Genomic DNA, 11789 nt, shown 5'->3' with positions numbered 1-11789 from the left:
CATTGACCCATCTATCATTATTGTCGCTTCGATGCGCACTGTGACAGTCAGCTGTGACAGTATCGCGTCACCGGCACGTCGGCAAGTAGAGCATCGCTGGCATTCATTCATCGGAACTCGAGTACATGGTCTTGCCGTCGATGGCGATCACATCGGCTGGGATCCCAGTCGTTGCGGCGAACAGCTCGCCCAACCGGTCATGACCGGGCGTTCCGTGTTTGAAGGGTCGCAGGCGCCGCAACAGATCGAGCTTGTTTTGCCGAACTCGGCGATACCGGTGAAGGTCTTGGCCCCGGCCACCACCGCAAGCAGGGACAAAAGCAGTATCTCTTCCAGCGGATAGATCACCTTGGCTTGTTGGAGCGGATCGCCCAAATCCGTAAAATAATCAAGAAAAACAACGATCTAAAGAATTGCTGCCGCACGCGCTGACGTCATCACAACCTTACAATCGAATCAATTGGGAACGCCCAGATTTAGCATTCACACGAAATGTCACGCATTAACTCACCTGATCACCCTGCAAGACGTACGCTGTCGCCGCCACAAGGCGAGTATGCATGACGGTCAGCCAGTAATCACGGCGTGGGACTGCACGCCGACCAAGGGCGGAGCCTTTCGCCCGTTACAGGCTGGCGTCGAGGATATCACGCAACTCCGCGATCACACCGGCACGCCGCCGCCCCGTTGCGCCAAGGCCGCACCAGATCAACCGGAACTGCCCGTCTCGGCGGCAATCGCTCTTAGCCTGAGATTCGGCAACGAGCACGCCTACCGCAGGAAACGGCATGCGCCCCTCAACGCGTCCCGTCGCTTTATGGCGGATCAGCAAGGCTGTGCTATCTCTCCAGCACTTCCGCCCTCTGGAGATCTCTTGGCCGTCCACAGAGCCTTGCGATCTGCGCAAGCTCTGCGCGGGACGGCACGAACACCGAACCGGTGTCGAGACCGATGTCCACACGGATCGCCGGTTGGACCGGCGTCCAGCACACGGGTGACCCTTTCACGCTGAATCCGGAAAGAACCTCCACCGGCATATCGCCAAAGCCGGGACGCAGGATGATGTCGGAGCTGAAGCGCATGGTGCCGCCGTCGGCCAGGTTGACGAGCGCATGCCGTTCCATCATCCGCACGGCATCGGCCTCCGACACCAGGATATCGATATCGCGGACGGGACCGATCACCACGCCATGGAGCGCCGCCGCTGCGCTTCCGAATATCCACCAGTCCTCTTCGGCAGGCGCCATAAACGCGGGCACCCGGTTCAGCGCCCGCATCAAAGCGGAAGACATGGCCTCGGCACCGTTCAACACCTCCGCATCTGTCCTTTCATCCCGCCCCGATCATATCCGCGCGGTCGCCCGACCGTATCGATGCCGCCGGATCGCAGGCCATGGTGCGCGCGGCGCCGAGCCTACCCGCAAAACACGCCGATCTGCTACAGCGCGGGCGCCGACACCGGGTTGGAGGCCTCTGCGTGCACACGCTCGAGCTCGGCGACCATCGCCGCGGTGTCGGCCGCGGCGGCCCGCTTGCGTCGCAAGAGATCGGAGACCGTGACCGTGAAGCCGGCGACCTTGGTCCGGTCCTCCCGATGGGTTTCGAGCTTTGCGACGATCACGAGATCGAAGCCGAGCGGCTCCCTGGCGATCGCGTCGAGCCGGTGCGGCGCGTATTCGAGCAGGGTCCAGGCGACGGGGCAACCTTGGCCGCTGCCATATCCGCCAAAGCCCATGCACGATATCTGCGCCTCGCCGGCAAAGCTCCAGACCATCTCCGGAGAGACCGTCTCGCGGAAGTCGCGGGAGTTGTAGGACGGGGTGCCGTATTTGGCGATAAGCGCCTCGGCGATGGCCGCGACGGTCGGCGCGGTCAGCACCTGGGGATAGCGGACCACGCGTTCGACGGCAAAACTCTGGTTTTCGGCGGCGGGGCCGGCAAAGAAGATTTCGATCCGGTCGTCTGACCTGCCGGCTTCCATGGTGCCGAGGAACTCTTCGGTCTGCACCGAGACACCGCGGGCACCGATGGTGAAGGCCGTGGTGTGTTCGGTGATGGCGCCGGGGTCATGGATCGCCGCAAGCGCGGCCCGCGCCTCTTCGACCGACAGGCCCGGCACCAACCCGAGGACATCGATGGCCCGGTCCGGAACACTGGTCCTGGACGCGGGAAAGCTCACCGCCGGGACGAACAGATCACCGGCGGTGGCGGGACCGGACACACCGCACAGCATGGCGGCGGCGGCAAAGGCTACGGACAAACACCGCATCGCAAACCCTCCCGATATCGTCGCCATGGTCAGCGCTTCCGCCCGGCGAAGGCGGCGGCCGCCATCAGGACCGTCGCGATCGCAAGGGCCGCGATACCGGACGCGGGCGTGATCGCAATCGTCTGCCCCAAAGCGCCCGCCCCCGGCATATTGGCGATCTGGCTGTGCGCGTCGGCGTAGAGATATCCGACATAGACCATGAGCAACACGCCCGTGACGACGGCCAGAACGTCGATCAGACGCGCATAGGGACGCAAAGGCCCGATACCGGGCGCCAGAAGCGCCAGCCCCGCCACGACCGGCAGCACGGCGGCCTGCATCAGGGTGGAGCTTTCCGTCATGCCGAAGGCGGTCGCGCTCAAGATCGGCAACACCGCGCCGGCGGCGCCCGCAACAACGCCCGGTAGACGCAGCAGCGATCTCCGGTCGGCCACGATGGCGGCCAGGGGATCGGTTTGGGTCTGGAGATCCGTGGTCATGGGGTCTGTCTTTCCTCGCTTGGTTTGCGTCCCGACGAGGTCAGCCCGATCGCCGCCCCCGTCGCGCGAGGTAACTTAAAGTCGTCGGATTAATGTAACTTAAATCCGGTCGTCTTAAATGCGACATTGCGGCTCAATGCGCCGCGTGAAGCGCAATCATCCCGACGCATTGAGAGACATCCTGGCCCGCAACATCCGGCTGTTGCGGGCACAGAACTCCATGAGCCAGGAAACCCTCGCCTTCGAATCCGGGCTCAACCGGACCTATGTGAGCGATATCGAGCGCGGGGTGCGGAACGTCTCGATCGACAACATCTCGCGATTGGCCAAGGCCCTCGGCGTCCCGGCGTGGCGCCTTTTGAAGGATCAAACGGCGGAAACCTCAGCGTAGTCCACGGGTCCACGGGTCCACGGGTCCACGGGTCCACGGGTCCACGGGTCCACGGATGGGGAGGCTCCGCATCTGAAGATGTCAAGTGGGGCTTCGTCTGCTGCGCATGGGGAAACCGGTGCTTCCTCCGCCCGGTCAGCCCAGCCCCTTTCGGTGGGCTACACGTCAGGCGGCTGGCAAGCCGGCACCGCCACAGCACCCCATTAACCATTTGCAGCGTTTGCACTATCCCCGCCCTTGCCGGCGGCGGGGTCCGGCCCTACCTCCAGTCGGCACCGCGGAATCACCCGCGGGCCGGTCAAAGCCGTCCCGAGATGTTTTTGGGGCGGTCCCCGAAGGTGGTGGAACACCGACGAGGACCTGACCGTACTCCTGTGCGAGAGGACTACGGCTATGAACAGCCTTACCAAGCCCCGCGCCTTGCGGGAATCCCCCTTTACGACATGCGCCCTGCCTATCCCCAACCGTCACGCCGTGACGGGCGGCGGTTTCGTACGCGCCGTTCCGGTGGCATCGCACCGCTTCTGACCGTCTTTTTCCTTTAGGCTCGCCAGGGAAAGCGAACGGTCACACGGGACGACTCTGCCGTATCGTCCGGTCCCACCGGCGGTGACGGCCCGCGGCTTTGCGGTCTTTCTCCCGCCGTAGCGCTCCGGCGCCACTGGGCCGGATCGGTCACGTCCGTTCCGGATCGTCGCGCCCTTCCCTGGCATGCCGCTTTTTTGAAAGGCATTCCGCATGTCCAACGTTTTGACTATGTCTTCATGTCCGTCCCTGCCCGAGCGCTTTGCCGGTCTCGGCGGCACGCTCGATACCCTCGCCCGTGAGGCCGTTGCCGGGATCACGGTGGATCCCGCCCGGATCGACCCCACCTTCGGGCGCTTCGGCGCGCTCGCCGGGTTCGCCCGCGCCGCGGTCACGGTCGAAGGCGCGCTGCTCGAAGCGGGCCTGCGCGCCGTGCTCGAAGCCGACGGCGCCTTCACGCTGATGCCGGCGGACTTCCGCCTGCCGCTGGTCGAGGCGGCGCTTGCCGCCGCGCGCAGCAACAACCGCGACCGCCTCTCCGCCATCCGCATCGACCCGCGCGCCTATGCGCCCGAGCACTACAAGCCGGATATTATCGCGGTGCACGACTCCGGAACCGCCCATGTGCTCGAACTCAAGCGCACGACCCTGAGCTACGGCAAGGCGCTGCTGGGCCGGGTCGAGGACAAGCTCGTCGCTGCCGGCCTGGTCCTGCGCGATGTGCTGCATGCCGACCGCCGGCAAGTGCTGGTCCGGGCGGTCAATGTCGCGCTCGTCGATTGCGACGGCTCCGACACCCGCGATCTCGTCATCGGCCTTGGCGAGATCGACGGCCTGCTCGGCTGCGCGGGCGCCGCGCAGGGCATGGCGTATCTGCGGCACCGCTTTTCCGCACACGTGCAGGCCGCCTTCGCCGATCTGGTCGAGGCCGGTCACAGGCCCGGCGGACAAGACGAACGGAAGCCGTGCGGGCCGGACGCGATCGCGGCGGAGCCGGACGCGTATCCGGAGACCCCGTCCCTTGCGGAGACGCCGGTGGCGATCCGGTTCGCGCGCAAGACCGCGCAGCGCGCGGCGCGGGCATAGGCGGGAGGCGATGACAATGGACATCAGCACGACGCCTTTTGCCATCCATGCCGGGGTTTCCCGCCCCGCGCAGGCCGACAATCCCGCCCAGTATCCCGAGGATGCACTTCTTGCCGACCCCGCGCCGCTGATCGCGCTCGCGATCCGCTTCGGGGTCATGGGCCGCGTCCGCCGCGAGGGCGTTCCGGCGCCCGTCCGCGATGGGTTGCGCCGCCACGCCGATGCCGGCGAGCCCGCCTGCGCCATGGTGCTCGCCTGGCTCGACCGCCTGGTGTGCGACGACCTCGAGGCCGCCTCGAGCCCGCCGGCCCGTCTGCCCCTGCGCTGAAGCCCCCGGGTGCCCCGGCACCCGGTTCATTTTCCTTTTCGTCAGTTCAAGCGCTGCCCTGCACCGGGGCAGCGAGGAGATTCTCTATGTCCGAACTTCTGGTTCCCCCCGCCGATCCCGATGCCGAGCGTCCGCACGCCGCCGCCGTGCTGCCCAAGCTCATCGTCAAGACCGCGCTCGGCAAGGATGTGATGGCACAGCTGTCCGATCCCGCCACCCCGGCCATTGCCGTGCTCATCCACGTTCCCGCCCCCGCATGGTGCGCAATCCTCGAGCAGGCGCTCGAACAGGACTTCCGGCATGTGGCGATTGAGAGCTTTGCACCCGAAAGCGGCTCCACCCGCAAGATCCGGGACAAGAGCGCCAGCCTGCTCGATGGTCTTGCCAAAGGGCAAACGGCCATCGCCATTTCCGCCGATCCGGACGCGCTGGTGGGGGACGGGTTTCGCGCGGCGGTCGATCATCGCGTCACCATTGAGGAACTGGACGTCAAGCTGGTGCGCAACACCATCGCCGCGGTCACCGGGGATCGCGCGCGCGGGCTGGCGCAGACCCATCTCGTGGGTCTCGGCCTACCTGAGGTCATGGCCGCCATCCGCAAAAAATCGTCGGGCCCAGATTGCGTAATGCGCATCCGCCGCCTGCAGGAGAACCGGCAGGCCGTTCCAGTGGACCTCGCAGATATCCCGCCCCTCGATACCCTGCCCCTGACCGGCCCGGTGCGGGCATGGGCCGACGATCTTGCCGCCGAGATCGCCCGCTGCGATGCCGGTACGATTGCCGCCTCCGCCCTGCGCTTCGCCGTCCTCGAAGGCCCGCCGGGGACCGGGAAAACCCTGCTCGCCTCCTCGCTCGCCAGAACCACAGGCTGGCGTCTTGTCCGCACCTCCATGGCCGACTGGCTTGCCAGCCGCGAGGGCCATCTCGGCGATGTCACCCAGGCCTGCGTGCAGTTCTTCGACGGCCTTCTGGCCGAGGACTGCGCCATCGGCTTCATCGACGAGCTGCAGTCGCTGCCCGACCGCGCCACCCTCTCCCAGCGGGCCCGCGAATGGTGGATCCCCGTGGTCGACGGCGTGCTGATGCAGATCGACCGCGTCAGGCGTTCGGGCAAACGCATTCTGCTGCTGGGCGCATGCAACCATTTTTCTCTGCTCGACGCCGCCCTCGTCCGCCCCGGCCGGCTGGAAACCCGTATCTCCGTCCTGCCCCCTGCGACCACAGAAGAGGCAATTGCGGTGCTGCGCTATTATCTCGGCGCCCGCCTCTCCGGGGACGCGATCACCGCCATCGCGGCATTGGCCATCGGCCAATCGCCCGCCGCGATCGAGGCCGCGGTGCGCTCGGCAGAGGCCCGGGCCCGCAAGGCCGGACGCGCCCTCGCGGCCGGCGATCTCGCCGCCGCGCTGGCGCCGGGCCCGGCCCAAGGCACCCCCAGCCTCAGGACCGTCGCCCTGCACGAGGCCGGCCACGCCGTCATCGCGCATCGGCTGGGAACGCCCGTGACCGCGGTCTCGGTGATCGCCGAGGGCATGAGCGCCGGCACCACCCAGACCGAACTGCCCGAAGGCGGCCTGGCGGTCGAGACCGTCGAGACCATGGTCAAAATCGCGCTTGCCGGCCGCGCCACCGACGCCCTGCTCGGCGACGGCCCGACCGCCGGCGCGGCCAGCGACCTGGCTACGGCGACCGAACTCCTCGTCAAGGCGCGGACCCAATGGGGGCTCTACGATCAGCTTGCCGTGACGCCGCAAGCGGCCGCCATGCTGCCGCACGACGGTGCGCTTCCCCTCTACGCCTGGGTCGAAGCGCAGCTTGGGCGGCTCATGGACGCGGTCCGGGCCATGGTGATCGCGGATCGTCATGTCATCGCGGCGCTGGCGGCGCAGCTCGCGGAGCGCAAGGTGCTCCATCGGCAGGTCGTCGTTGAGATCATCGCCACAGCCGAACGCCGCGGCGTGACCGTGTCCACCCCGCCGGACCGGACCGCTCCGACCCGCCACTGACACACGCGGAAGGGACCGCTTGCGGTTCCTGTCCGCTCCACCCCTGTCGATCCCCCGCCATGCCGCGCCCCGGCCATTCCGGGGAACGGCACCGGCGCAGCCATGCCGAGTCCCAAAAAAAGATGATCTACATCAACCGCGCTTTTCTGTTCCGCGCCATCGCCGCCGACGGCGTCGGGCTCACCGATCCGCGCACCCGCGCCTGGTGGGCCAAGCGCGCCATCGGCGCCTATGCGCTCTTCACCTCTATCCGCATCACCGACCCCGGCCGGATCGCGCGCGCGATCGCCGAGGACATCGCGCCGCCCGCCGGCACCGAGGAGATCTGGGACGCACTCTACGCCCCGCAAATTGCCGCGTCCCGCAACGCCGTCGCCATGGCGCGGCGGCGCAATCTGCCTCTCCATGAGGCCGTCTGGTTCGCCGACGAGCGGGCCGCGCACGCCATCCACCGCTGGCTCGCCGCCCTCCCCGAGGACGACCCGCGTCTGCTGCGCAAACTCGACCGGATCCCCTGGCCCCAGGCCGTCGACCACGCGCGCCGCTGGCACGAACGCGTCCAGCGCCGCCATCCCGTCCTGGCGGGCTCTGACGGCACCACCGTCATCTGCACCATCGGCCCCCTCACCTGGCACCGCCTCGACACCGTCGCCGCCATCCGCGCCGAGGGCGCCGCCATGCACAATTGCCTCGCGGACGGGCACTACGACCACGTCCCCGGATACCGCACCCGCGGCGAATATGACGGGCTCTATTCCCTCCGCGACGCGACCGGCGCCTCGCTGGCGACCGCGCTCCTGTGGCGCGGAAACGCCACCCAGGCCCACGGCCCGGGCAACACCCGCCTCTCCAACACTCTCGCCAGCCATGTCCGGACCCTCATCGACACCGTGCAGCGCAGGACCGGCAAAACGCGCACCCGCAAACGCACCAGCGCCAACAAAACGCCGAAGGGGGATCAGGGCAACGACGGGTAGTCTGACGTAAATGCCGGACACGATCTTGATCAAGGAGCTTCGTCTCGTCGCAACGGAAGCCTAAATCGCCAAACGCCGAGGCTCCTCGGTCAAGTAAAGTCTTCGTCGGACCCAACTGAATGGGACGCGCCACCGGAACCGCCCTTGCGACGGAGATAGTCGGCAAACCAGTCCGCCAACTCGTGGACGCCGCGGCGGCCATCCGCCTTCAACCCCGCGTCAATGTAAGTCGCAACCAGGGCATTCATCGTCATGTCCCTGGCGTCGGCAACGCGCTTAAGCTCCTGAACAACCGCCCGCGGGAGCCGGAGGCGCGTCTCTCGCACATTCCATCGCGCAGGCCTTTCTCCGGACTGCGCGCCCTCTCCATATTGGTTTGATGGCTTGCTCATCACACCCCTCTCTGCCTCCTGGTTTCTGCCAAAACGGCAGCCAGCAGTCGACGCATTTCGCGGTCGCCGATTGCGCCGGGCATATATTCGGAAACCCCCAAGCCGTGCTCAAAAGCGTCGATTTTGTAATTGGCCTCGATACCCTGCTCGAAGGTGCCCACCGCGGCGCGCTGTCAGCGAATGGCTTCGCCGTCCTCGAAACCTCTCTTGCAGTCATTGACGATCGTCTCGCAATCATTGCCACCTACCGCCCCTGGCTGCATTCAGGCGTTCCCGCTATAGATGCCGATAGTCACATTCACCGGGCCCTGGCCATTTCACGATTGACCGAACCGGCTTCTTGCCAGCGACGGTCAGAAACCATGTCCAATGTTCCACACGCCATGATCTTTGTCTTGGCATTGTCAGCCGCATGCTTTATCCGGACAAAACGCTCCAAATTGCGATATTCGAAAACGACAAGGTCTCATGGCAAGCTCATCGTTAAAATTTGGGACCAGCGGCCTGCGAGGGCTGGCCGAGGAACTGAATGGCTTGCCGGCATACGCCTGGTCACGAGCATTCCTTGATGTGCTGGCGACCAGGGGCGACATCGAAACGGGTAAGCCGGTACTCATTGGCCAGGATCTGAGACGATCAAGCCCGGATATCGCAGCGCTCTGCTATGCGGCAATTGCCGATAGCGGATTGAAGCCGGTCGATTGTGGCGCCTTGCCAACCCCTGCGCTTGCCGCATTTGCGATGGCACAAAACGCGCCGGCGATTATGGTGACAGGAAGCCATATTCCCGATGACCGGAACGGCCTCAAGTTCTATCGGGCCGACGGTGAAATCGACAAACGGGACGAAGCCGCGATTGTAGCGGCGCATGCCGACCTATCTCGCAGGTTATCTGCGCCCGAAACCATCAGTTTGAGCGAACCGGACTTGACTGTATCGACGGCGTTTAAGGAGCGCTATCTCGGCTTTCTGCCGCCGAACGTCCTTTCGGGGCTGAGAGTCGGCGTATATCAGCACTCGTCGGTGGCGCGCGACCTCATCGTCGAGGTGCTGGAGGCGCTGGGGGCAGAAGCTGTGGCTCTGGGACGTTCCGAAAGCTTTATACCCGTCGACACCGAGGCACTACGGGAAGAAGACATCGCGCTCCTCAAGCAATGGAGCTCCGAGGAAAGATTTGACGCCATAGTCTCGACTGATGGCGACGCCGACCGTCCACTTGTTGCAGACGAGCGCGGACGGTTTGTACGTGGCGATCTTGTCGGTGCAATCGCTGCGGCTTGGTTGGGCGCCGACACAATCGTCGCTCCGGTAACGGCCAATTCTGCGTTGGAAACGTGTGGACACTTCCAAAACGTCTTACGCACAAAAGTGGGTTCTCCTCACGTCATAGGGGGGATGGAGGACATGCGCCGCAAGAGTGCCCGGCGGGTCGTCGGCTTCGAGGCCAATGGTGGCGTGATGCTGGGCACTGATTTTGAACGCGATGGCCGCCATCTCAGCGCTTTGCCGACGCGCGACAGTTTTCTGCCCATTCTGGCATGCCTTTGCGAAATCGCGACCAAAGGTAGGCCCCTTTCCGCTATTGCTGCGGACTTCCGCTTCCGCATCGCTCTAGCGGACCGGTTGCAGAATGTGCCAGGCGAACGAAGCGGTCTCTTTCTCAAGCGTTTGCTTGACGGAGACAGTGCACTCCGCGCAGCCTTCGCTGAAATCGGCGACGTTAGCAGCGTTGATTCGACCGATGGTGTACGCGTTCACTTAAGGACAGGCGATGTTGTCCACTATCGCGCTTCGGGAAACGCGCCGGAATTGCGCTGCTATGTCGAAGCGGAAACCGAGGCGCGTGCCGGCGACCTACTCACTTGGGGCATGAACCTGGCCGTACACGAGACGGGAAAGACGGAGAGGGTATGACATTCGTTCCAGTAATTATCAGCGGCGGGGCAGGTTCGCGGCTATGGCCGCTGTCGCGTGAAGCCCATCCCAAGCCATTCCTGGAGTTGCCCAGTGGCGGCACGCTGATCGGCAAGACTTATGCACGCGCAGCCAACCTGGACGATGTCAAAGACATCGTTACCGTCACCAACCGCGAGTTCCTGTTTTTAACACGCGACGCTTATGAAGAGGCCAGCGCACCTGCGTGCCGAAGTACATTTCTGTTGGAACCGGAAGGACGCGATACGGCTGCGGCCGTGGCATTGGCCGCTCTTCATGTTGCGGACGTTCATGGAGAGAAGGCGATCCTCCTCATCCTGCCGGCTGACCATCTGATCGCGGACGAAGCGGCTTTCACAGATGCCGTTTTAAAAGCGCGCGAACTGGCCGGAGCGGAAGATATCGTCACTTTCGGCATTGCGCCCGACCGTCCGGAGACGGGCTTCGGCTACATCGAGGCGGAAGGCAACAAAGTGCAGCGGTTCGTCGAGAAGCCGGATCGGGCAGTCGCCGAGTCCTATCTCGCGAGCGGCAGACATTTCTGGAACTCGGGCATGTTCGTATTTTCCGCCGGCGCCATGATCAAGGCGATGGAAAAACACTGCCCCGAAATCGTCGAAGGCGCGCGCGGCGCACTCGGCGCCGCAAAGCGGGGCACGAATGGTGAGAGCGAAACTTTGGAGGTCGACCGCAACATTTTTGCGCAGACGCCTGCCACGTCCATCGACTATGCAGTGATGGAGAAGGCCGAAAGCGTCGCATTTGTGCCTCTTTCATGCGGTTGGTCGGATATTGGCTCTTGGGCGGCCGTGGCGGATCTGGTCAGTGCCGACGAATCGGGGAACCGTGCTACGGGAGAAGTAATTCTTGAGGGTGTACGCGACTGTTTCGTGCATGCAGAGGATCGCATGGTTGCCTTGGTAGGGGTGGACGATCTCCTCGTCGTCGACACGCCGGACGCATTGCTGGTCACTCATCGAAACCAGGCACAGCAGGTCAAGGCTGTCTACAACCGCCTCAAATCGGAGGGCCATGAAGCAGCAAAGCTCCATCGGACAGCACATCGCCCATGGGGCACATACACGGTGCTCGAAGAAGGTGACCGCTTCAAGATCAAGCGCATCGAGGTCAAACCAGGTGCGCGCTTATCTCTTCAGGCGCATCACCACCGGGCGGAGCACTGGGTCGTCGTTTCCGGAACAGCAAAGGTCGTGAATGGTAGCGAAGAGATCCTGCTGTCGGTAAATCAATCCACATATATACCTTGCGGACATAAACACCGTATGGAAAACCCGGGTATCCTACCACTCGTGCTCATCGAGGTGCAGAGCGGCGAGTATCTGGGTGAAGACGATATCGTCCGTTTCGACGATGTCTACGGACGAGCATAAATAGCTATAG

The 11789-nt window shown here is 64.6% G+C and carries 13 protein-coding genes; 7 read left to right on the top strand and 6 right to left on the bottom strand.

From position 1 onward, the window contains the following. Nucleotides 1–147: 147 nt before the first annotated feature. From LG281_RS13050 to LG281_RS13030, 5 genes are all read right to left on the bottom strand, one after another. Nucleotides 148–375 carry a transposase family protein gene (locus tag LG281_RS13050; RefSeq protein WP_404401361.1) on the bottom strand — a complete coding sequence of 76 codons (228 nt, stop codon included), beginning with the start codon at nt 373–375 and terminating at the stop codon, nt 148–150. Nucleotides 376–625: 250 nt separating this feature from the next. Beyond that, nucleotides 626–790 carry a hypothetical protein gene (locus LG281_RS13045; protein ID WP_404401359.1) on the bottom strand — a complete coding sequence of 55 codons (165 nt, stop codon included), beginning with the start codon at nt 788–790 and terminating at the stop codon, nt 626–628. Nucleotides 791–839: 49 nt separating this feature from the next. Then, nucleotides 840–1292: a hypothetical protein gene (locus tag LG281_RS13040; protein WP_404401357.1), complete on the bottom strand. Its 453-nt coding sequence runs from the start codon at nt 1290–1292 to the stop codon at nt 840–842. 146 nt (nt 1293–1438) lie between these two features. Continuing rightward, the gene (locus LG281_RS13035) at nt 1439–2269 is read right to left on the bottom strand and encodes a hypothetical protein (protein WP_404401355.1); all 831 of its coding nucleotides are present in this window, start codon (nt 2267–2269) and stop codon (nt 1439–1441) included. 29 nt (nt 2270–2298) lie between these two features. After that, the gene (locus LG281_RS13030; protein ID WP_404401353.1) at nt 2299–2748 is read right to left on the bottom strand and encodes a hypothetical protein; all 450 of its coding nucleotides are present in this window, start codon (nt 2746–2748) and stop codon (nt 2299–2301) included. Nucleotides 2749–2893: 145 nt separating this feature from the next. Between LG281_RS13030 and LG281_RS13025 the strand changes: the two genes are divergently transcribed. The 5 genes from LG281_RS13025 (at nt 2894) to LG281_RS13005 (ending at nt 8061) form a co-directional block, all read left to right on the top strand. Beyond that, on the top strand, nt 2894–3139 hold the full coding sequence (locus LG281_RS13025; RefSeq protein ID WP_404401351.1) for a helix-turn-helix domain-containing protein: 246 nt from the start codon (nt 2894–2896) through the stop codon (nt 3137–3139). A gap of 750 nt (nt 3140–3889) precedes the next feature. Then, on the top strand, nt 3890–4750 hold the full coding sequence (locus LG281_RS13020) for a hypothetical protein (protein ID WP_404401349.1): 861 nt from the start codon (nt 3890–3892) through the stop codon (nt 4748–4750). A gap of 10 nt (nt 4751–4760) precedes the next feature. Next, nucleotides 4761–5078 carry a hypothetical protein gene (locus tag LG281_RS13015; protein ID WP_404401347.1) on the top strand — a complete coding sequence of 106 codons (318 nt, stop codon included), beginning with the start codon at nt 4761–4763 and terminating at the stop codon, nt 5076–5078. Next, nucleotides 5024–7084: an AAA family ATPase gene (locus LG281_RS13010; protein ID WP_404401345.1), complete on the top strand. Its 2061-nt coding sequence runs from the start codon at nt 5024–5026 to the stop codon at nt 7082–7084. The genes LG281_RS13015 and LG281_RS13010 overlap by 55 nt, the downstream gene beginning before the upstream one ends. Nucleotides 7085–7206: 122 nt before the next feature. Further along, complete coding sequence (locus LG281_RS13005) at nt 7207–8061, top strand: hypothetical protein (RefSeq protein ID WP_404401343.1); 855 nt, start codon at nt 7207–7209, stop codon at nt 8059–8061. A gap of 89 nt (nt 8062–8150) precedes the next feature. Here the strand turns inward: LG281_RS13005 and LG281_RS13000 are convergent, their stop codons facing one another. Beyond that, nucleotides 8151–8453, bottom strand: a complete 303-nt coding sequence (locus LG281_RS13000) for a hypothetical protein (RefSeq protein ID WP_404401341.1) — start codon at nt 8451–8453, stop codon at nt 8151–8153. Between the two features lie 468 nt (nt 8454–8921). On the opposite strand from LG281_RS13000, the gene LG281_RS12995 reads away from it, so the two are divergent. Beyond that, complete coding sequence (locus LG281_RS12995) at nt 8922–10367, top strand: phosphomannomutase (RefSeq protein WP_404406742.1); 1446 nt, start codon at nt 8922–8924, stop codon at nt 10365–10367. Continuing rightward, a complete protein-coding gene (locus tag LG281_RS12990) occupies nt 10364–11779 on the top strand; it encodes a mannose-1-phosphate guanylyltransferase/mannose-6-phosphate isomerase (RefSeq protein ID WP_404401339.1) in 1416 nt (471 codons plus the stop codon). Before LG281_RS12995 ends, LG281_RS12990 begins: the two co-directional genes overlap by 4 nt. Nucleotides 11780–11789: the final 10 nt, after the last annotated feature.

It is taken from the genome of Pelagibacterium halotolerans (assembly GCF_044811015.1).
Classification (GTDB): Bacteria; Pseudomonadota; Alphaproteobacteria; order Rhizobiales; family Devosiaceae; genus Pelagibacterium; species Pelagibacterium halotolerans_A.
Note: the sequence above shows the minus strand (reverse complement) of the source record. Positions and strands in the feature narration are given on the sequence as shown.